Annotated in this window: 17 protein-coding genes; 7 read left to right on the top strand and 10 right to left on the bottom strand. The window is 73.0% G+C overall.

The genetic code is table 11. The features are described 5' to 3' along the window. The first annotated feature begins 172 nt into the window (after positions 1–172). Positions 173–700: a peptidylprolyl isomerase gene (locus B207_RS0111085; RefSeq protein ID WP_018636603.1), complete on the top strand. Its 528-nt coding sequence runs from the start codon at positions 173–175 to the stop codon at positions 698–700. A gap of 47 nt (positions 701–747) precedes the next feature. Here the strand turns inward: B207_RS0111085 and B207_RS41300 are convergent, their stop codons facing one another. Beyond that, positions 748–1,050 (bottom strand): hypothetical protein, encoded by a 303-nt coding sequence (locus B207_RS41300; protein WP_018636602.1) that lies wholly within the window; start codon positions 1,048–1,050, stop codon positions 748–750. Positions 1,051–1,122: 72 nt separating this feature from the next. Here B207_RS41300 and B207_RS0111075 point away from each other — a divergent pair, with 72 nt between their 5' ends. After that, entirely contained in the window at positions 1,123–1,905 is a 783-nt protein-coding gene (locus B207_RS0111075; protein ID WP_018636601.1) for a rhomboid family intramembrane serine protease, read from the top strand. A 31-nt stretch (positions 1,906–1,936) separates the two neighbouring features. Here the strand turns inward: B207_RS0111075 and B207_RS0111070 are convergent, their stop codons facing one another. Next, positions 1,937–2,383, bottom strand: coding sequence for a PH domain-containing protein (locus B207_RS0111070; RefSeq protein WP_018636600.1), 447 nt, complete (start codon positions 2,381–2,383; stop codon positions 1,937–1,939). A 2-nt stretch (positions 2,384–2,385) separates the two neighbouring features. Beyond that, a complete protein-coding gene (locus tag B207_RS0111065; protein ID WP_018636599.1) occupies positions 2,386–5,511 on the bottom strand; it encodes an AfsR/SARP family transcriptional regulator in 3,126 nt (1,041 codons plus the stop codon). 180 nt (positions 5,512–5,691) lie between these two features. Here B207_RS0111065 and B207_RS0111060 point away from each other — a divergent pair, with 180 nt between their 5' ends. The 3 genes from B207_RS0111060 to B207_RS0111050 all read left to right on the top strand — a co-directional run bounded on the left by B207_RS0111060 (position 5,692) and on the right by B207_RS0111050 (position 9,884). Continuing rightward, positions 5,692–6,897 carry a class I SAM-dependent methyltransferase gene (locus B207_RS0111060; RefSeq protein WP_154675275.1) on the top strand — a complete coding sequence of 402 codons (1,206 nt, stop codon included), beginning with the start codon at positions 5,692–5,694 and terminating at the stop codon, positions 6,895–6,897. Further along, positions 6,894–7,757 (top strand): PIG-L deacetylase family protein, encoded by an 864-nt coding sequence (locus tag B207_RS0111055; protein ID WP_018636597.1) that lies wholly within the window; start codon positions 6,894–6,896, stop codon positions 7,755–7,757. The genes B207_RS0111060 and B207_RS0111055 overlap by 4 nt, the downstream gene beginning before the upstream one ends. A 192-nt stretch (positions 7,758–7,949) precedes the next feature. Further along, complete coding sequence (locus tag B207_RS0111050) at positions 7,950–9,884, top strand: glycoside hydrolase family 15 protein (protein ID WP_018636596.1); 1,935 nt, start codon at positions 7,950–7,952, stop codon at positions 9,882–9,884. Positions 9,885–10,070: 186 nt separating this feature from the next. On the opposite strand, the gene B207_RS0111045 is transcribed toward B207_RS0111050, so the two are convergent. Further along, positions 10,071–10,337 (bottom strand): cell division protein CrgA, encoded by a 267-nt coding sequence (locus tag B207_RS0111045; RefSeq protein ID WP_018636595.1) that lies wholly within the window; start codon positions 10,335–10,337, stop codon positions 10,071–10,073. Between the two features lie 279 nt (positions 10,338–10,616). On the opposite strand from B207_RS0111045, the gene B207_RS38210 reads away from it, so the two are divergent. Both B207_RS38210 and B207_RS0111035 read left to right on the top strand, forming a co-directional pair. Further along, a complete protein-coding gene (locus B207_RS38210) occupies positions 10,617–11,591 on the top strand; it encodes a DUF881 domain-containing protein (protein ID WP_018636594.1) in 975 nt (324 codons plus the stop codon). A gap of 67 nt (positions 11,592–11,658) precedes the next feature. After that, positions 11,659–12,309: an aminodeoxychorismate/anthranilate synthase component II gene (locus B207_RS0111035; protein WP_018636593.1), complete on the top strand. Its 651-nt coding sequence runs from the start codon at positions 11,659–11,661 to the stop codon at positions 12,307–12,309. Positions 12,310–12,357: 48 nt separating this feature from the next. Here the strand turns inward: B207_RS0111035 and pknB are convergent, their stop codons facing one another. Genes pknB through B207_RS0111005 form a run of 6 tightly spaced genes read right to left on the bottom strand, consistent with a single transcriptional unit; the run spans position 12,358 to position 21,000 of the window. Then, positions 12,358–14,439, bottom strand: coding sequence for a Stk1 family PASTA domain-containing Ser/Thr kinase (pknB, locus tag B207_RS0111030; RefSeq protein ID WP_018636592.1), 2,082 nt, complete (start codon positions 14,437–14,439; stop codon positions 12,358–12,360). Beyond that, positions 14,436–16,115, bottom strand: coding sequence for a serine/threonine-protein kinase (locus B207_RS0111025; RefSeq protein ID WP_018636591.1), 1,680 nt, complete (start codon positions 16,113–16,115; stop codon positions 14,436–14,438). Before B207_RS0111025 ends, pknB begins: the two co-directional genes overlap by 4 nt. Then, positions 16,112–17,560, bottom strand: coding sequence for a peptidoglycan D,D-transpeptidase FtsI family protein (locus B207_RS0111020; RefSeq protein ID WP_018636590.1), 1,449 nt, complete (start codon positions 17,558–17,560; stop codon positions 16,112–16,114). The genes B207_RS0111025 and B207_RS0111020 overlap by 4 nt, the downstream gene beginning before the upstream one ends. Continuing rightward, positions 17,557–19,038, bottom strand: coding sequence for an FtsW/RodA/SpoVE family cell cycle protein (locus tag B207_RS0111015; protein WP_018636589.1), 1,482 nt, complete (start codon positions 19,036–19,038; stop codon positions 17,557–17,559). The genes B207_RS0111020 and B207_RS0111015 overlap by 4 nt, the downstream gene beginning before the upstream one ends. A gap of 13 nt (positions 19,039–19,051) precedes the next feature. Then, positions 19,052–20,464, bottom strand: coding sequence for a PP2C family protein-serine/threonine phosphatase (locus B207_RS0111010; RefSeq protein WP_018636588.1), 1,413 nt, complete (start codon positions 20,462–20,464; stop codon positions 19,052–19,054). Further along, positions 20,461–21,000: an FHA domain-containing protein FhaB/FipA gene (locus B207_RS0111005; protein WP_018636587.1), complete on the bottom strand. Its 540-nt coding sequence runs from the start codon at positions 20,998–21,000 to the stop codon at positions 20,461–20,463. Before B207_RS0111005 ends, B207_RS0111010 begins: the two co-directional genes overlap by 4 nt. Positions 21,001–21,002 lie beyond the last annotated feature (2 nt).

Below are 21,002 nucleotides of genomic sequence, written 5' to 3'. Positions count from 1 at the left end.
GTTACAACGTGACGGGCCCTCGGGTCGTGTCACCTACGCTTGCGACACATGCCCGATGCTGTCCGGCGAGGGTGTCCGGTGGGATCGGCGGTGGCCGCTGTCGTCGTGAGCCCGGCATACGATCGGGCGAGACAAGAGGTACGTGCCGAAAAGACGGAGAGAAGGCAGGCTCATGGCCGAGGAGCTGTACGCGACGCTGCGCACGACTCAGGGCGACATCGAGGTCAGGCTGTTTCCCGATCATGCCCCGAAGACGGTCAAGAACTTCGTCGGGCTTGCCACCGGGAGCCGGGAGTGGGCCGACCCGCAGACCGGCGAGAAGAAGACCGGCGTTCCGCTGTACAGCGGAACGATCTTCCACCGGGTGATCCCGAACTTCATGATCCAGGGTGGTGACCCGCTGGGTAACGGTCGCGGCGGCCCCGGCTACAAGTTCGCCGACGAGTTCCACCCGGACCTGCAGTTCAACCGCCCGTACCTGCTCGCGATGGCGAACGCCGGTCCGGGCACGAACGGTTCCCAGTTCTTCATCACCACGGCCGCCACCGACTGGCTGAACCGCAAGCACACGATCTTCGGTGAGGTCGCCCGGGGCACCGAGGTCGTGGACGCGATCGGCAAGGCCCAGACGGGCGCGCAGGACCGTCCGTTGACCGACGTGGTGATCAACGAGATCGTCATCGACACCCGGCCCGTCTGAGGCTTCGAAACGATCATGAGGGCGGGGGTGGCGTGCGTGGCGGCCTGTCATGATCGCGGTGCCGCGGTGCGGCGGGGCCGGCTGTGACGCATCCGCCGGCAGGTGACGCGGAACGCGGCGCTCCCGCACCGCGCGCCGACGAGCCTGGGCAGTGGAGTCGGCCCCTCCCACCGGGCGGTCCGGTCATCTCCGGCCACCCGGAACAGCCGGTTCTGCCCGGGCAGCCCGGCCAGTCCGGTGGGCCCGGCCAGTCCGGTGGGCCCGGGCAGCCGGGTGGGCCCGCGCCCGCCGGCCCGCCCGGCCCGGTGGCCGGGAGCCCGCCGCCCGCGGGGCCACCGCACCTTCCGCACTGCTATCGCCACCCGGAGCGGGAAACCTACGTCTCCTGTCAGCGGTGCGGGCGGCCGATCTGCCCGGACTGCATGCGTCCGGCGGCGGTCGGCTTCCACTGCCCCGAGGAGTCCGGTGCCGGCTCGGACCGGCAGGGCCCGGCCCGTCGCTCCGGCGACCGCGCGAGCTTCGGGGCGCGGCGGCGGGCCGGCCGGCAGGGGCTGGTCACCCAGATTCTCCTCGGCCTGTGCGTTGTCGCCTACGTCCTGCAGGACCTGCCCGGGCTCAGTCGCAACGCGAACGACGTCAACCGGTTCAGCCAGGACTTCCTGCTCAGCGGTGTGGACGTCGCCCTGCACGGCCAGTACTACCGCCTCGTCAGCGCCGCCTTCCTGCACGGCCACTACCTGCACATCCTGGTGAACCTGTACGCCCTGTTCGTGTTGGGCTACCAGCTCGAGGCGATCATCGGGCGGGTGCGGCTCGTCGGGCTCTTCCTCGCCGGCGCGGTGGGTGGGAACGTGCTGAGCTACGTGGTGAACGGCCTGGATGCGTACTCCCTCGGCGCGTCGACCGCCATCTTCGGCTTCTTCGGCGCCTTCTACGTGATCGCCCGGCGAATGCGGACCGACACGACCCAGATCCTGATCCTGATCGTGCTCAACTTCGCGATCACGTTCACCCTGAACAACATCGATCGCTGGGGGCACATCGGCGGCCTGGCCGCCGGTGCGCTGGTGGGGCTGATCTACGCCTATGTACCGGCGCGGCGCGCGCCGGTACAGGCGGCGGGCGTGCTTGCGCTCATCGCTGTGTTCTTCGCTGTGGCCTTCGCAAAGACCGCGTCCCTCGGTCTGCCGGTTCTCGGCGCCTGACCGCGCCTGACCGCGCCTGACCCGGCCGTTCTCAGCCGAGCCGGGCGCGCTGCTCCTCGATGATCTCCGCTACCTGCTCCGGATCCGCACCGAGCTGCCGGCGGCTGATCAGCACCGGCCCATCGAGGGTCTCGATCTCCAGGGTGCGCACGTGGACGAGGCGGCGGTTGTGGGTCAGGGCCGCGGAGCGAACGCCGAGCACCGCGGCCCAGGGCAGGTGCCGGCGGCGCAGCCCGTCCACGTAGTCGAGTCCGCCGGCGGTCAGCCGCAGCGCGGGCCGGCCTGCCGCGTCCCGGACGGCCAGCCCCACCAGCCCCAGGCCGACCAGACCGACGAGCAGGCGTCCCGCGTTGTCGAGGGACGCCGCCCGCCAGGCCAGGCTCTCGACGGCGGCGACGACGAGCAGGGCGCCGCCGCCCGCCGCGTACGCGGCGCACCGCAGCAGCGAGGGAGACCAGGAAAGCTTCTGCGGCGCCACGGTCAGATCCTCGCCGCCGCGTCCGTGGCATCCGCCGTATCCGGGGTCGCGGTGCGAAGGGCGGCGACGGCGGCCAGCGCCCGTTCCACCACCTCCACCCGACCCAACCGGAGCGCGTCCTGCCGGATCCGGCTTGCCACCGCGTCGCCGAGATGGGCGTCCAGCCTCGTGAGCAGGCCCGCGAGCTGCTCCGCATCGACTCCCACCACCGCGGGGGCATCGGGGTCCGCCTCCGCCGCGATCAGCATCAGCAACGCGTCCTCCTCCCGGCCCAGCCGGGCGAGCAGGTCGGCCGCGTTACGCAGGGTGGTCCACTGCTGCGGCCAGCTTCCGGTCCGCAGCCACTGCTGGATCACCTCCGGGTAGCAGGCGACCGCGGTGGCCAGATCGCCGGTGCGAGCCGCGGACGAGGCCAGTGTGACCAGTGTGACCCCCGCGATGAAGGTGATGGCGCTGGAACGGGCCTCGCGCAGGGCGCGCTCGGCGTGCCGACGGGCCAGCGCGGGGTCGCTGTGCGTGTGGATCTCCGCCTGGACGTAGGGGACGAACGCCCGGGTGACCGCCATGGTGGTGCCGGCCATGAGCCGGTCGGCGCGGGTGATCAGCTGCTCGGCCAGCGCGTCCCGGCCGCCGTAGGCCGCCGCCAGCGCCGCGACGGCCAGCTGGTTCGGGATGCGGTACGAGTCCACCTCGGCGCAGGCGGTGAGGTTCTCGACGGAGGCGTCGTAGTCGCCCGTGAACAGCGCGACGGTGCCCAGCGCGTACTGGGCGACACTGACCCCGATCTCGTCCTGGGCGCAGGCGAGCGAGCGCCGGGCGAGGTCGACGGCCTGCGCCAGGCTGCCCGACCGCCACGCCGCGTGACTGGCGGCGGCGAGCAGCTGCGCCGCGTCCGGCAGGTCGGCGACTCCGGGAAGCTCGGTGCTGTCCAGCGTCCAGGCCCACAGCTCGGCGTTGTCGTGCCAGATCGCGTACTCCTCGATGTCGACGCAGATCCGTACCGCGGCCGCCACGTCACCGCGCTCCAGCAGCCGTTCGCGGCCGGCCCGCAGCACGGGCAGCGCGGCGAGGATGCGCCGGCCCCACCACGGCGCGTCCCCACCGGTCAGGCCCGCCGCCGCGGCCCGGCTGAACGTGCAGGACCAGGCGGCGACCAGATCCTGGGCGGCCTCGAGCTCACCGGCCGCGCGCGCCGCCTCCGTCCCGTACGCCCGGATGCTGTCCAACATCCGGAACGCTGTGCCGCTGCCGGGGTCGACCGGTGACGGGACCGTCTCCACCATCGATGTGTCGACGAGAGCACCCAGCGCGGCCACCGGATCGTCGTCGGCGATCGCCGTGGCGACGAACTCGGCGACCGACAGCTCGAAGACACCCGGGACCGCGGCCAGATGACGGAAAAGCCGCTGGGCGCGGGCGTCGAGCAGGCGGTAGGACCAGGCGATCGTGCCGCGCAGGGTCTGGTGGCGATGGTCGTCGGCAGGCCCCCCGCCACCCCGGCCGAGATCGAGCCCGGTGTCCATCCGGGCGCGCAGGTCGGTCGGGTGCAGTACCGTCAGCCGGCTCGCCGCCAGCTCGATCGCCAGCGGCAGGCCGTCCAGCCCGCGGCAGATCTCCACGGCGTCGCCGACGGCCGCGCGACTCAGCTCGGTGCCGCCGCGGGCCTGCCTCGCGCGGTCGAGGAACAACCGGACGGCGGCCGCGTCGGCGGCGTCGGCCGGATCGGTGCCCGGCGCGGGCAGCGCGAGCGGCCCGAGGCGGAACACCCACTCGCCGGCCGCGCCCAGCGGGGCCCGGCTCGTGGTCAGCACCGCGAGGTGCGGCACCCAGCGGAGCAGTTCGACCACCAGGGCGCGGGCGGCGTCCAGCAGGTGCTCGCAGTTGTCGATCACGAGGATCTGCCGGCGGGTCGACAGGAAGTCGATCACGGCATGCAGCAGGTCACCTCGGGTGCTGACCTCCAGCGCCTGCGCGAGAACGAAGGGCACTGTCGCCTCGTCCCGCACGGGTGCCAGTTCGACCAGGGTGGCCCCGTCCGGCCACAGCGGGGCGGCACGGTGCACGAGGTCCAGCATGATGCGCGTCTTGCCCACGCCGCCGGGCCCGACGATGGTCACGCACCGGTCGGCGCGCAGCAGCTCGGCGAGTCGGTCCAGCTCGTCGGCGCGTCCCAGCAGAGGTGTGGGGGAGCGGGGCAGGCGGACTCGCGGGCTCGGCGGGTCCTGAGGGACCCGCCGAGCCCGGTCGCCGGGCGTGCCCCGCTCCGTGGGCTGCTCCGTGGGCTGCTCCGTGGGCTGCGAAGACGGTGCCGCGGCAGCAGCACGGACAGATGGTGGGGCGGTGGGAACGAGCTCGCCGCGGGCCACCGCGCGTTCGAGATCGGCGAGCGCCGCCGACGCGGCCAGACCCGTCTCGTCGGCGAGCCGGCGGCGGAAGCCGCGGGCGACGGAGAGTGCTTCGGGGGCCCGGCCGTCCAGTGCCAGTGCGCGGATGAGCAGCAGGTGCGCGGCCTCCCGTAACGGGTCGGCGGCCGCGGCGTGCATGGCATCCCCGATCACGACCGCCGCGGGTTCGCAGCCGAGGCGAGCATCCAGGAGATCATCGGTGAGCGTCTGGCGCAGCCGGGCCAGCCGGACGGCCTCGGCACCGAGCGGGCCACCCTCGCCGAACTCCGCCAGGGCGTCACCCCGCCACAGGCCGAGGGCCAGCCGCAGCTGGTCGGCCGAGGCCGCCGGATCGGTCGGGCGCAGCGCTCGGGCCCGCGCCGCGGACGCCTCCGCCCGGGCGGCGTCGAGGCTGTTGGCGGCGAGCACGAGCCGATAGCCGCCGCCGTCCCGGAGGAGGTGGTCGGCCCGTGCCCCGAGGTGGCCTCTGATCCGCGAGAGGTGGCTGTGCAGTGTCGGGCCGGCGGAGGTGGGCGGCTCCGTGCCCCAGACGGCCTCGGTGAGCGCGCCGACTCCGACGACCCTCGCCTGGGCCAGTGCCAGCGTGGCCAGCAGGGCCCGCCGCCGGGCGCCGGGAACGGCGACCTCCGACCCGTCGACGCGCAGCCGCATCGGGCCGAGGAGGTCGACCTCCACATCCGCCCACGGAGCGGAACGGTCGTCGGGGATGGTGCCGCCGGTCATCTGTGCTCCTCCCCTCCCGGCCGACCCCTCCCTGTCGGCGGAAGAGCCGTGCAACCGCGTGCATCTGGCGTGCAGCTCCCATTCAAGCCGGCTCACGCAGCCTCGGAGGTGTTCATCACCGGGCTCATCCCGGACGGGTGTGCGACACCCTCCGGAGCCCGCCGGCAGCAGGAGGCGGCCATGACCACCGAGACCATCGAGACCATCGAGACCACCGAGACCACAGCGGACGGCACGACGGCGGACGACACGGCTCTGGCCCAGGGAGGCTTCGACCTGGCGGAGGTCGAGCGGTTCGCCTTCAAGATCGCCCAGGACCAGGCGACCGCCACGGTGAGCGCCCTCGGGTGGCTCGGTGACAGGCTCGGCCTGTGGGCGGCTCTCGCGGCCGCGGGGCCGGTCACCAGCGGGGAGCTCGCGGCGCGGACCGGCCTGGTGGAGCGCTACCTGCGGGAGTGGCTGGCGTCCCAGTACGCCGCCGGCAACCTGCGCTACGACCCGGCGAACGAGCAGTTCCACCTGCCGGCCGAATGGGCCGCGGTGCTCGCGGACCCGAACTCGCCAGCGGCCTCGGCCGGCGGCTACGAGTCGATCATGGGTTTCTACGCCGCCGCGGACAGGCTGGTCGACACGTTCCGCACCGGCGGTGGCATCGAGTGGGGAAGCCACGACCCGCGGCTGTACAGCGGCGTCCACCGCTACTTCGGTCCGCTCTACCGGGCCAGCCTGGTCAGTGAGTGGCTCCCCGCGCTGGACGGGATCGTCGACCGGCTGCGCTCCGGCGTGAAGGTGCTCGACGTCGGCTGCGGCCACGGCTCGTCGACCCTGCTCATGGCGGAGGCCTTCCCGTCGTCCACCTTCCACGGCGTCGACCCGCACCCGCAGTCGGTGCACGCCGCGCGGACGGCCGCCCACCGGGCCGGGGTCGCCGACTGGACGACCTTCGCGGTGGCCCCGGTGACCGGCGACATCGGCGGCGGCTACAGCCTCATCTGCTTCTTCGACTCCTTCCACCACGTTCGGGACGCGGTGGCCGCCGCCGCGGCGTGCTACCGGGCGCTCGCCCCCGGCGGCACGCTGATGCTGGTGGAGCCGCGCGCGGCGGACAGGGTGGAGGACAACACCGACGTCGTCGGGCAGAGTTTCTACGCGGCATCGACCCTCGTCTGCCTGCCCGACGCGCTCTCGCAGCCCGAGCCGGGTACCGATGGTGATCACGCCGCCCACGCCGCCCACGCCGCCCACGGCGACGCACCCGGCCGGGACGCCCTGGGCGGCATGGCCGGACCGGCGCGGATCGCCGAGGTCCTCCGGGCCGGCGGGTTCGGCTCCGTCCGGGTGGCCGCGGAGACGATGGTCAACATCGTCATCGAGGCCCGGAGATGAGCCGCGGGCCGACCGGGCTGGCTGGGCCGACCGGGCTGGCTGGGCCGACCGGGCTGGTCGGAACGCTGGTTCTCGACCTTCTCGGCGGTCGCCGCGCCGGTGCGGCGACCCCGGCGCCGCCCCCGCCGGGGCCACTGCTCGGGATCTGGGCGCATCCGGACGACGAGACCTACCTGTCCGGAGCGCTGATGGCGGTGGCCGCGGGGCTCGGAGCCAGGGTCGTCTGCCTGACGGCCACGCGCGGCGAGCGGGGCGGGCCGGTCCCGCCCGGCTCGCCGCCGGGAACGACGCTCGGCCAGCTGCGGGTGGCCGAACTGGCCGGGGCGCTGGACGTCCTCGGGGTCCGCGAGCAGGTTCTGCTCGGCCTGCCCGACGGTGGCTGCGCCGAGATCCCGCCGGCCGGACCGGTGCATCGGATCGCCGAGGTCATCCGCGCCGTCAGCCCGGCCGCTGTCGTGACCTTCGGACCGGACGGTTTCACCGGCCACCCGGACCACCGCGCAGTCTCGGCCTGGGCGACGGCCGCGTTCGAGCGGGCGGCCCCGGCCGGCGCCCGCCTGCTGTACGCGGCCGCGACCGCCGACCGTGCCGCCCAGAGCCGGGACGTGGAGGAGATCCTTGGCGTGCGGATGAACGAGGACGCCGAGGAGGCTGAGGAGGACAGCCCGGTCGTGGCGGAGGAGGTGCTCGCGGCCCGGCTGCGGCCCACCGGGGCCCTACTGGAACGCAAGATCGCCGCACTGCGGGCGCATGCCTCGCAGACGGCGGGCGCGCTGGCCGCGCTGGGTCCGGACCGCTACGCGGCGTGGGCCGCCGAGGAGGCGTTCGTGGACTACCGGACCCCACGCCGGCCCGGCTGACCCCGGGCCCCGCCAGCCGGTGTCGGCTTGCCGACGGCGCGGCCGGGTGGCTTGCGCGCCCTCCGGGTCTGGCTACCATTCGCGTTCTTACTTTTACTCAAAGTAGCGATCTGGTGGTCCGATCCGCGGGGAAGGGGCGGCCGGTCGCGGGCGACGGCGTCGCGGCACCGCGGCGCGGGTGGAGGGGGAACAGTGGCGCACACACCGACGCGACGTGGCGGGGGGAGCCCGTTCCCGCCGATCGCCGAGTACGGGTTCCTCTCCGACTGCGAGACGAACTGCCTGGTCGCGCCAAGCGGGAACGTCGAGTGGATGTGCGTGCCCCGCCCCGACGCGCCGAGCGTGTTCGGGGCGGTGCTCGACCGGTCAGCGGGCGGGTTCCGCTTCGGCCCGGACCGGACGTTCATTCCGGCCGGTCGCCGCTACCTGCCGGGGACCAACGTCCTGGAGACCACCTGGCAGACACCCACCGGGTGGCTGATCGTCACGGACTGCCTGGTCGTCGGCCGGTGGCACCGCACCCACCGGCGCTCCAAGACGCACCGTCGCACCCCCGGCGACTGGGACGCCGACCACGTGCTGCTGCGGCTCGCCCGGTGCGAGCACGGCGACGTCGACCTGAGCCTCGTCTGTGAGCCGAACTTCGACTACGGGCGCAGCCCCGAGTCATGGTGCTACGAAGGCGACGACTACTCCACCGGTGTGATCAGCCACGCCGGCCCGGAGACCGGGCCGGACGCCGATCCGTCCTCGGGCGTCTCGCTGCGGCTGCGCACCGACCTGCGGCTCGGTTTCGACGGCCGCCGGGCGCTGGCCCGGACGACGCTGCGGGAGGGCGACACCGCGTTCGTCGCGCTGACCTGGCGGGCGGAGGACCCGCTGCTGCCCGCCGACTACCGCCAGGCCTGTACGGCGGTCGAGAGCACCACCGAGTTCTGGCGGCAGTGGCTGTCCCGCGGGAGGTTCCCGGACCACCCGTGGCGCCGGCATCTCCAGCGCAGCGCCCTCGCGCTGAAGGGCCTGACCTACGCACCGACCGGCGCGCTGCTCGCCGCCGCGACGACGTCCCTGCCGGAGACCCCGCACGGCGAGCGCAACTGGGACTACCGGTACAGCTGGATCCGCGACTCGACGTTCGCCCTGTGGGGCCTCTACACCCTCGGCCTGGACTACGAGGCGGACGACTTCTTCTCGTTCATCGCGGACGTCGCCGAGCACGCCGACGACATCCAGGTGATGTACCGGGTCGGCGGCGAGCCGCGGATCGACGAGGAGATCCTCGGGCACCTGTCCGGCTACGACGGTGCCACCCCCGTCCGGGTCGGCAACGCGGCGGCCCAGCAGCGCCAGCACGACGTGTGGGGCGTCATCCTCGACTCGGTCTACCTGCACACCCGTTCGCGGGACTACCTGTCCGAACGGCTGTGGACGGTGCTCGTCCGGCTCGTCGAGGCCGCGGCGACGCACTGGCGGGAGCCCGACCGGGGGATGTGGGAGGTCCGCGGCAAACCCCAGCACTTCACGGCGTCCAAGATGCTCTGCTGGGTGGCGCTCGACCGCGGCCGGCAGCTGGCGCAGATGCGCGGTGACTACACCACGGCCGAGCGGTGGCGCGGCATCGCGCAGGAGATCCATGCGGACGTGCTGGCCAACGGAGTCGACCACCGCGGCGTGTTCACCCAGTACTACGGGTCGACCGCCCTGGACGCCTCGGTGCTGCTGATGCCGCTGCTGGGCTTCCTGCCCCCGACCGACGACCGGGTGAAGGCCACCGTGCTCGCCGTCGCCGACGAGCTGACCGTGGACGGTCTTGTCCTGCGCTACCGGACGGACGAGACCGATGACGGGGCCGAGGGCGAGGAGGGCGCGTTCCTCATCTGCTCGTTCTGGCTGGTGTCGGCGCTCGTGGAGATCGGGGAGGTCACCCGGGCCCGGCAGCTGTGCGAGCGGCTGCTGAGCCTGGCCAGCCCGCTGGACCTCTACGCCGAGGAGATCGACCCGGCAGACGGCCGCCACCTGGGCAACTTCCCACAGGCCTTCACCCACCTGGCCCTGATCAACGCGGTGATGTACGTCATCGGGGCCGAGGGCGGCGACTCCCGCCCCCAGCCCTCCTACGCCGGCTGATCGGCAACGGGCCCCGGCGTAACGGGCCGGGGCCCGTTGTGCCGGCCCTGTCGGGAACAGCGTCGGCCCGTCGGGCATAAGGGTTCCGTATGCCGGATATCCACATTGTGGACAACGGTTGTGGATGAATGACATCGGTGGAAGTCATCGCGGCGCCACGGGACCGCTCAGCGTCGGCTGGACCGCTCAGCGCCACTGGGTCGACACTGCCAGCCCGACGACCACGAACCCGAAACCGACCAGGATGTTCCAGCCGCCGAGGCTCTCCATCCCGAGCACCCCGCCGTCGGAGAAGTAGTAGACGAGCAGATAGGCAATGCCGATCAGGAAGAACGCCAGGATCATCGCCCCGAACCAGGGCGGCGACGGTGGCTTGCGCTTCGGCGTGCGGGTGCTGCCCTGGGGGGCGGTCGCCGCCGGCTTCTTCGACTTCCGGCGTCGGGATTCGGGCACTGGGGGCTCCTCGTGACCAGGCTCGCACGGTGCGCCGGCCGGGGTGCCGGGCGGGCGTCATCGCGACGTTCGTCACCAGGGTAGACAGTGTGACCGTCCGGAAGCCGTATGGGCGCCGACTGAGGTGTCCCGGTGTCCCCGCGGCGTGGCGCCTGCCCGGCACGCCGACCGGAGCCGGCCGTATGCGGGCTGTGGTCCGCGGCGTAGCCTGCGGCGGTGGCAACCACGGCTGCGGACAGTGGCCGACCGCGACCGCCGCCCACCGGAGGACGGCGCGACATGGGAAGGGCCCGAGGCGCCACGGACGACATCACTGACCGGGACGACATCACTGACCGCCGGACGCATCAGCGTGCCAGCTGGCCGGGTGCCTGGCGGCTGGCCGCGGCCGCGACGTCCGCCGTGCTGGTCGCCCTCGTCTGCGGTGCGGTCGCGACCACACCCGCGGCAGGCCGTGCCGGCGGGTCGGGTGTCGCGAGCGTCGCCGACTTCGTCGCCGAGGACCGCCGCCGCCTGAGCGCCGAGGCGGAGCGGGTCCGCGGCGAGCGGGCGGCACTGGGATCCGGCGGGGCGGCATCCCCCGACCGGCCGGCCCCCTCCGCGTCCGTGTCGCCGACACCTTCGCCGTCCACACCCACGCCCACGTCCGAAGCACCGGGGCCGGCGCCGGCGCCGGACGCGCCGGACGCGCCGGACGCGCCGGACGCGCCGGACGCGCCGGACGCGCCGGACGCGCCGGACGCGCCGGACGCGGACGATCCGCGGCTGCGGCGCGCCGAGCTCGCCGCCCAGGTCGGCCTCACCGCCGTCCGCGGCCCGGCGGTGACCGTCGAGCTGGACGACGCGGCGCGGGAGACCCGGGGCCGGCCGTTGCCCGCCGGCATCCGCTCGCCGGGCCCGAACGATCTCGTCGTGCACCAGCAGGACGTCCAGGCGGTGGTGAACGCGCTGTGGGCGGGTGGCGCCGAGGCCATGGCCATCATGAACCACCGGGTCACCCCCCGGACGGCGGTCCGCTGCGTCGGCAACACGCTGCTGCTCGAGGGCCGGGTCTACTCACCCCCCTTCCGGATCAGCGCGATCGGTGACCAGACCGCGCTGCGCGGCGCGCTGGACGGCGATCCCGGGGTGCGGCTGTACCGGGACTACGTGGCGGCCTACGGCCTCGGGTACCGCGTCGTGACGGACGCCGACCTGCTCCTGCCCGCGCACAGTGGGGACCCGCTCACCGACATCGGGCCGGGCACCGGCTGAGCGTGCGGCAGGATGGAAGCCGTACCCGTGGGCGCGCCGCGCCCGGTGCCGTGCCCCGGGAGGCCTGATGCGGATCCTGGTCGTCGACAACTACGACTCGTTCGTGTTCAACCTGGTCCAGTACCTCGGCCAGCTGGAGACCGAGTGCCTGGTGCGGCGCAACGACGAGATCGACCCGGCGGACGTCGGCGGTCTCGGCATCGACGGCGTGCTCCTCTCCCCGGGGCCGGGCACGCCCGAGGCGGCCGGGGTCAGCATCCCGATGGTGCGCTCCTGCGCCGACCGCCGGCTGCCGCTGTTCGGGGTGTGCCTGGGGCATCAGGCTCTCGGCGTCGCCTACGGCGCGACGGTCGACCGGGCGCCGGAGCTGCTGCACGGCAAGACGTCGGTGGTTCACCACGCGGGTGCCGGGGTGCTCGCCGACCTGCCGTCGCCGTTCGTCGCGACGCGCTACCACTCGCTGGCGGTCCAGGAGCCCACGCTGCCCGCCGAGATCGAGGTGACAGCCCGCACCGAGAGCGGGGTGGTGATGGCGATGCGCCACCGCGAGCTGCCGCTCGAAGGCGTCCAGTTCCACCCCGAGTCGGTGCTGACCCAGGGCGGGCACCTGATGCTCGCCCGCTGGCTGGAGACGTGCGGCGACGGCGGGGCGGCCAGCCGCCTCGCCCCCGCCCTCGCGGCGGAGGTCGAGACGCTGCGCCTGGCCGCTTTCGCCTGACCCCTGACCCCTGGCTCCTGACCCGGCCCGGCCCGGGGCCCGGCCCGGTCAGTTGTTTCGCAAGCCGCCGTTCTGGCCTGGCCCACCGCTGAACGGAGGCCCGCCGGCCGTGGGTGTCGTCGTCACCGGCGGCGTCGTCACCGGCGGTGTCGTCTGCGGGGCGGTCGGGGTCTCCTCGGGCGGTGTCGTCTCCTCGGGCTCCCCGGTGCCTCCGGTGGTGGGCGGTGAGGTCGGCGTCTGCTGGGTGGCCTGCTGCACGACGAAGATCGTCACTGTGGAGCCGCGGGCGACACTGTTGCCGTTCGGGCTCTGGTCGGCGACGGTGCCGGGCGGGCGGGAAGCGTCCTGGGAAGCCTGCTGGGCGACCTCGAGCCCGAACCTGCGCAGTTCGGCGGCGGCCGCCTCCGCGGTTCTGCCCCGTACGTCCGGCACGTTGACCTGCGGGTTCACCACGTAGATCGTGACGGTCGCCCCGGCGCTGACAAGGGCGCCGGGCGTGGGCTCGCTCCTCTCGACCTTGCCCACCCCATACTGGGCGGCGTCGAAGTACTGCACCGCCACCGCCTCCAGACCGGCGGCGCGCAACGTCTCCGTCGCGGCCTGCTCGGTCATGCCGACGAGCGTCGACGGAACCGTCTGCTGGCCCTTCGCGATCGCGACGGTGATGGTCACGGTCTCGTCGGGGTCGATCGGCGCGCCCGGGGCCGGCATCATCCTCAGCACGGTGTCCGGGTCGAACTGGTCGTTCTGCTCGTCCTTCTTGTCCTCCGTGCCCGTCCAGCCCTCGGCCCGCAGCGCCCGGATCACGTCGTTGTACGGCTTGCCGATGAGGTCACTCGGGATCGTGATCTGCGCGCTGGCCGTGTCCTCGCCGCCGTCGTCGCCGAGCAGGGAGGTGGCGAGCAGCGCCACCACGACGAAGACCAGGACGGCACCTAGGCCGGCGAGGACGAACTTGAGGATGGGCGAGCCGTCGCGGTCGCCGCCCGGCCGGCCGCGGCCGGGCTCGTCGTAGCGCCCGGGCTCGTCGTAGCGGCCGTCGTCGTCGTAGCGGTTGACCGGCCCGGTCCGTTCGAAGCGGTCGTAGGACTCGCCCCGGATCTGCGTGCGGTCGTCGTAGCCGTCGTCGTCGTAGCCGCCGCGGTCGTCGTAGCGGTTGTCGTAGCCGCCGCCGGAGCGGCCGAGCAGCGCGGTGCCGGCCGTCGCCGTGCTTCCCGCGCCGAGCATCGTCTCGTCGGCGCCGCCCGTCATCATCGCGTGCACCCGCTGGCCGCCCAGCGCGCGCTCGAGGTCGTCACGCATCTCGCCGGCGGTCGCGTAGCGGTCGTCCGGGTCCTTCTCCATCGCCTTGAGCACGACGGCGTCGGCCGCGGGGGAGATCCGCGGGTCGTGGCTCGACGGCGGCGGCGGGATCTCGCGGACGTGCTGGTAGGCGACGGCGACCGGGTTGTCGCCGCGGAACGGCGGCTCGCCGGTCAGCAGCTCGTAGAGCAGCACGCCGGTGGAGTAGACGTCGCTGCGGGAGTCGACCCGCGCGCCGCGGGCCTGCTCCGGGGAGAGGTACTGGGCCGTGCCGATCACCGCGGAGGTGGCGGTCATCGTGGACGACGTCGCGGTCGTCGCGCGGGCGATGCCGAAGTCCATCACCTTCGCCGCGCCGTCCGCCCCGACCATGACGTTCGCGGGCTTGATGTCGCGGTGGATGATGCCCATCCGGTGGCTGTAGTCCAGCGCGGCGCAGACCTCCGCGGTGACCTGCATCGCGTACCGCTCGTCGAGGGGCCCCCGGGCCTGGATGATGTCCCGCAGGGTCTGGCCCTCGACGAACTCCATGACGATGTACGGGAGCTGCGTCCCGTTGATGACGTCCTCGCCGGTGTCGTACACCGAGACGATCGCGGGATGGTTCAGCGACGCCGAGGACTGCGCCTCGCGGCGGAACCGGGCGAGGAAGGTCGGGTCGCGCGCCAGGTCGGCGCGCAGCGTCTTCACGGCGACCTCGCGGCCCAGCCGGATGTCGCGGCCCCGGTAGACCTCGGCCATGCCGCCGTAGCCGATGCATCCGCCGAGCTCGTACCGCTCGCCGACGAGCCTCGGCTGAGCGTCGTATCTCTCCGTTACATCGGTCACAGATTGTCACCCGTCGTCGGCTGTCTCGCGCCGGCCACCACGGTGCCAGTCGCTTCGCCGCCCGCACCGACGATCTTTTCTACCACGGGTGTGAGATGCAGCACACTTGCTGGGGCTGCACTGTTGTTCTCGGACCCTCCCCTCTCCGCGAACTCACGGGTGATCACAGCGACCACCAGCACGGTGAGGATCAGCAGCGCGATGAGAACAGGCATCGGCAGCCGGCGCCGTCCGCCGCTCGCCGGGACGGGCCGGCGGCGGCCCGGGCGCCCGCCCGCCGCGTCGCCGGGCTCGTCCGACCAGCTGGGCTGGGACGGCTGGTAAAGGGTGCCGGCCGGGTCACCGTGGCCGCCCTGGCCCCGCGGCCCGAAGTCGTTGTTGCCCTGGTAGTTGGCCTCGTAGTCGGCGAACTCGCCGGGGCTGTACAGCCGCCCGGTGCCGCCGCGCGATCCCGGCGGGCCCGCGGAACCCGGCCCCGACCGGCCCGGCCCGGAGGGTCCCGCCTGGCCACCACCCGGCCTGCCGGGGCCCGGCCCGGGACCGGCTCCGGGCGACGGCTGCAGCACGGTGGCGGGCATGCCCTGACCGGCACCGGCACCGGCACCGGCGCTGGGACCGCCGCCGGCCGCCGGATCCGCGCCGCCCGGCTGCTGCCAGGAAGGCCCGCTCGGCCGGTTCCACGACGGTGTCCGGGGGAGGCTCGGGGCCCGGGAGTTCCCCGGCCCGAAATTCGGTGGTGCCGACGGTGCTGGATGACGGGTGGTGGCGTCCGCGCCGTTCCACCGCCCGGCCTCGGCGTTCCACAGCGCGCGCCGGATGCTGGCCGCCGACCGGGCGAACGCGCCCGCCGACCCCGGCCGGCGCCCGGCGTCCTTCGCCATGGCGGACTCGACGAGTGCCCTGACCTGGTACGGGATGTCGGACGGCAGCGGCGGGGGGTTGTCCTGCTGGTGCGCCATCACGACGACGATCGGGTTGCGGTCGTCGAACGGGCGCCGCCCGGCCAGGCACTCGTAGGCGACGACGCCGAGGGAGTAGACGTCACTCGCCGGTGTCACCGGGCGGCCCGAGGCCTGCTCCGGCGACACGTAGTAGGCCGTCCCCATCATGATGCCGGTCGCGGTGAGCGGGGCCGCGTCCACCGCCCGGGCGATCCCGAAGTCGGTGACCTTGACCGCTCCGTCGTGGCGGAGCAGCAGGTTGCCCGGCTTCACGTCCCGGTGCACGACGCCGAGCGCGTGCGCGGCCTGCAGCGCGTCGGCGGCCTGCCCGAGGACGTCGAGCATCCGGTCGGGGGTGAGCCGCTTCTCCCGGTGCAGCACGGCGGAGAGCGGCTCGCCCTCCACCAGCTCCATCACCAGGTAGGCGGTCGGGTAGTCGTCGGCGGTGGAGACCTCGCCGTAGTCGTAGACGGAGGCGACGCCGGGGTGTGACAGCCGGGCGGCGTGCCGGGCCTCACCGCGGAAGCGGACGAGGAACGACTCGTCGCTGGCGTACTCGGGGCGCAGCAGCTTCACCGCGACGGGACGGCCGAGCGTCTGGTCGAGCCCGCGCCAGACCTCGCCCATGCCACCGGTCGCGATCCGGCCGTCGAGGCGGTAGCGGTTGTCGAGCACGGTGTTGGGGGAGGCCGCGCCGGCGAACGGCTGCGACGGGCTGTTGGCAGATGTGCTCATCGTTGCGTGTCCAATGCGGCCTGCATGACTTTCTGGGCAACGGGCGCTGCGACAGCGCCGCCGGTTCCGAGCTCGCCGCCTCCGTCCTCGACGATCACAGCAACAGCCACCCGCGGGGAGCTGGCCGGGGCGAAACCGACGAACCAGGCGTGCGGCGCCTCACCGGCCCCGTGCTCGGCGGTGCCGGTCTTCCCGGCGACGTCCACGCCGGAGATCTGGGCTCTGCGGCCGCTGCCGGAGCTCACGACGCTCTGCATCATCGTCGTGAGCTTGGCCGCGACCTCGGGAGTGACGGGCCGGCCGAGTTCGGCCGGCTCGGTGCGGCTGAGCCGTTTGAGATCCGGGCCCTGCAGCTCGGAGACGAGATAGGGCTTCATCCGGACACCCCCGTTGCCGATCGCCGCGGCCACCTCCGCCATCTGCAAGGGGGTCGCCCGGACGTTGAACTGGCCGATTGCCGACTGCGCCGTCTGAGCTCCGTCGAGGCCGTCCGGGAAGATGCTGCGGGCCTGCTGGAGCGGGAAGTCCTCGATCGTCGAGTCGAAGCCGAAAGCCTCCGCCTGGTTCCGCAGAACGTCGCCTCCCAGCTCTATTCCCAGCTCGGCGAATGCGGTGTTGCAGGAGATGGTCAGTGCGTGGATCAGAGTATCCGTCCTGCCGTCCCCACAGGTTTCCCCGCCGAAGTTGGGTAGCACTGTGGTGCTCTGCGGGAGTGTGAGCTCGTCGGGCGCGGGGACCCGGGTCTCCGGTTCGTACCCGGCGGCCAGCGCGGCCGCCGCGGTGATCAGCTTGAACGTCGAGCCGGGCGGATAGGTCTGCTGCGCCGGGCGGTTCAGCAGCGGCTGGCTCTCGGCGCCGGCCAGCGCCTGGTAGGCCTCGGTCGCGGCCGACTCGTCGTGCGTGGCCAGGGTGTTCGGGTCGTAGGTCGGGCTCGTGACCATGGCGAGGATCGCCCCGGTCGCCGGGTCGAGCGCGACGACGGCACCGGTGCGGTCCCCGAGCGCCTCGGCCGCCACCTGCTGGAGGCGGGGCACGATCGTGGTCACGACGGTGCCGCCGCGCCGCTCCTCACCGGTGAACAGATCGGTCACCCGGCTGGCGAGAAGGCGGTCGTCGTCCCCCGACAGGAACACGTCCTCGGAACGTTCGAGACCCGCCGCGGTGAAAAGGGTGTAGTAGCCGGTCACATTGGCATAAAGCTGGCCGGCCGGGTACTGGCGCTGGAACTTGTACTCGTCGTCGACCGGGACGGAGATCGCGAGCTGGGTGTCGCCGGAGATGATCCCGCCACGCTGCCGCTCCAGGCGCTCGGTGATCTGGCGTGCGTTGGTCGGCTCGGTCTTGAGCCGGTCGACCTGGCCGACCTGGATCCAGTTGGCGTTCACCAGCAGCGCCGCGAACAGCACCATGCAGGCGAGGGCCACCTTGCGGACCGGGGTGTTCACGTGGTCTTCACCACCTGGGTGGGGCTTTCGGAGACCGCGCTGGGGTCGAACAGGGGCGCATCCGGCACAGGTTCGTCCAGGCGCCGAGCGGCGTCGCTGATCCGCAGCAGCAGCGCGATGATCGCGGCGTTGGCGACGATGGACGACCCGCCGTACGAGACGAACGGCAACGTCAGCCCCGTCAGCGGGATCAGCCGCATCACGCCGCCGACCTGGACGAACACCTGCAGTGCCAGGGTCGCGGAGAGCCCGGTGGCCAGCAGCTTGCCGAACGGGTCCTTGGCGCCGAGCGCGGCCCGGATGCCGCGGGCCGCGACGAGGGCGTACAGCAGCAGGACCGCCATCACACCGGTCAGCCCGAGCTCCTCGCCCAGGCTGGCCATGACGAAGTCGGTGTTCGCGAACGGCACCCGCTGCGGGCTGCCCTGGCCGATCCCGGTGCCGGTGATCCCGCCCGCCGCGAAGCCGTACAGGCCCTGGACGAGCTGGAACGACGTGTCGGACGGGTTGTCCCCGTCGAAGGCGTGCAGCCAGCCGTCTACCCGGATCTGCACGTGGCCGAACAGGCTGTGCGCCACGACGGCGCCGAGCATGAACAGCGCGAGGCCGATGGCCACCCAGGACGCCCGCTGGGTGGCCACATAGAGGATCACCAGGAACATCCCGAAGAACAGCAGCGACGACCCGAGGTCCTTCTGGACCACCAGCACGCCGAGGCTGGCCAGCCAGGCGACCAGGACAGGCCCCAGGTCACGGGCTCGCGGGATCTTCATGCCGAGGAACGACCGCGAGGCCACCGAGAGGACGTCCCGCTTGTTCACCAGGTAGGCGGCGAAGAAGATCATAAGGATGATCTTCGAGACCTCGCTGGGCTGGAACGAGAACGGCCCGACCTGCAGCCACAGCCGGGCGCCGTTGATGGTCGCGCCGATGCCGGGCGCGATCGGCAGCATCAGGAAGACCAGGCCGGCGAGCCCGGCGGTGTAGGCGTACCGGGCGAGGCTGCGATGGTCGCGCACGACCGCGAGCACGAGGACGAACACGGCGATCGCGAGCAGCGTCCAGACCAGCTGTGTCTGCGCGGCTCCGGTCGGTATCGCCCGACCGGCACGGCGGGCCGCGTCGGCCTTCGCCAGGTCCAGCCGGTAGATCATCACCAGGCCGAGCCCGTTGAGCGCCGCCACCACCGGCAGCAGCACGGGGTCCGCGGCGGGCGCGAACCGGCGGACGGCGAGGTGCCCCAGCGCCCACAGGGAGAAGAAGCCGAGGCCGTAGGTGAAGACCTGGAAGCCGATCGCGCCGTCGTGGGCGAGCGTCAGCGCGGCTAACGCCGCGGTGGCCAGGACGCCGGCGTAGCTGAGCAGGAGCAGCTCACGGCGGCGGTACGGCGGAAGTTCGAGCCCACTCGGCAGCGGGAAGCCGGCGAAGGTGGCGGTGAGGTCAGCCGATCTGGGCCTGCGGAGTGGGGGGAGAGTCATCAGGCGACCGTGCTCACGGGGAGGGGGGCACGGCCGGCGGAGGGCAGTTCGGCACGGGGACGGGGCTCGCGGTCGGGCACACGCCCGCCACCGGGGACGGCAACTCGGATCCGGAGGTTTTCGCGTCCGGCACGACAGCCGGCGAAGGCGTGGCCGCGGTCTCGGATGCCGGGTCCGCGATGTCGTCGGAGTCGTCCGGTCGCTCCAGCTCCGAGATGATCAGGTTGGCGTCGGCCAGGTCGTCGGCGCGGATGCCGTCGCGCAGCCGGTCGCGCTGCGGCTCCGCCACCTCGCTCAACGGCTGGTGGCGGGAGCGCACCGTCGACAGGGAGACGCCGGCGATGCTCCCCTTCAGGCCCTGGAAGACCGCGACCTTCTCGTCGTCCACACCGACGTAGTACTGGCCCCGCACCCAGGTCCAGCCCACCGTCGCACCCGCGACGACCAGCACCAGCACCATGGTCGAGACGAACAGGCGCCGCCGCCCCCCACCGCGTGCAGGGGCTCGTTCGGGATCCTCGTCGGGGTCGTCCCCCGGCTCGTGGGAACCGCGGCGGTAGAACCCGGTGCGGCCGATGCGGGCCGCCTTGGCGGCCGCCGACTCCGAGTCCGCGTTCCGTGGATTCGGGCCGGACCGGGCCGCCGCCGCATGCGGGACGACACGCTTCTCCGCGGCCGCGCCGGCCACCAGCGGCGCGTCGTCGTCGTGACCGTCCTCGAGCACGTCGGCCACGACCACGGTGATGTTGTCCGGCCCACCGCCCTTGAGCGCCAGCTCGACCAGTCGGTCGACGGCGTCCTGCGGCTGGTCGAGCAGCAGCGCCTCCAGGATGGTCTCCTCGCTCACCACCCCGGACAGCCCGTCGGTGCACAGCAGGTAGCGGTCACCCACGACGGCCTGGCGCATCGACAGGTCCGGGTCGACCTCCCGGCCGTCGAGCGCCCGCATCAGCAGCGACCGCTGCGGATGGGTGTTCGCCTGCTCCGGGGTGATCCGGCCCTGGTCGACCAGATCCTGGACGAGGGTGTGGTCGTGGGTGATCTGGGCCAGCTCGCCGTCCCGCAGCAGGTAGGCACGGGAGTCGCCGACATGCAGCAGCCCCAGGTGCTCCCCGGAGGACAGCATCGCCGTGACCGTCGTGCCCATCCCGTCGAGGGAGCTGTTCTCCAGGGCCATGTCACGCAGCTGGCGGTTCGCGTCCCGAACCGCCTCGGACAGCTCGGTGAGCAGGTCGGGGGGCGAGAGGTTCTCGTCGAGTTCGGCCAGCCGGGAGATCACGGTCGAGCTGGCGACCTCCCCGGCGGCATGACCGCCCATACCGTCGGCCACCGCGAGCAGGCGAACGCCCGCATAGGCGGAGTCCTCGTTCCCCTCTCGGACATGCCCGACATCCGAGCGGACGGCGAAGTGAAGCCTGAGGCTCACCGGTGCAGCTCCAGGACGGTCTTCCCGATCCTGACCGGCGCGCCGAGAGGTACCGGCATGGGACTCGTCACCTTCGTGCGGTTGAGGAATGTGCCATTGGTCGAGCCGAGGTCCTCGACGAACCACTGTCCGTCGTGAGGAACGAGTCTCGCATGCCGGCCGGACGCGAAGTCATCCTCGAGGACCAGAGTCGAGTCCGGTGCCCGTCCCATGGTGATTACCTCGGGGCCCAGTGGGATTGTTGTGCCTGCAAGGTGCCCCTTTGTGACCACGAGTCGGGTCGGCGTGTGATCCGCCACCGGCGGTGGGACAGGCCGTGGGTTCTGGCGGGGCGACCGGACCCGCTCCGGCCGCGCGTTCGGCGCCGGGGACGGCGCCCGCGCCACCACCGGCTGCCGCCGCCGCTGCCGCTGGGTCGGACCGAACATGTCCAGCCGAACGGCCCGCACCGCCACCAGGACGAAGCCCCAGAGCAACGCCAGGAAGCCGATCTTGACCAGCAGGAGGACGAGTTCGCTGGGCTCGGTGGGATCCACGG

The organism is Parafrankia elaeagni (assembly GCF_000374165.1).
GTDB lineage: Bacteria > Actinomycetota > Actinomycetes > Frankiales > Frankiaceae > Parafrankia > Parafrankia elaeagni.
The sequence above is the reverse complement of the archived record's forward strand: the minus strand, read 5'-3'. Positions and strand labels throughout refer to the sequence as shown.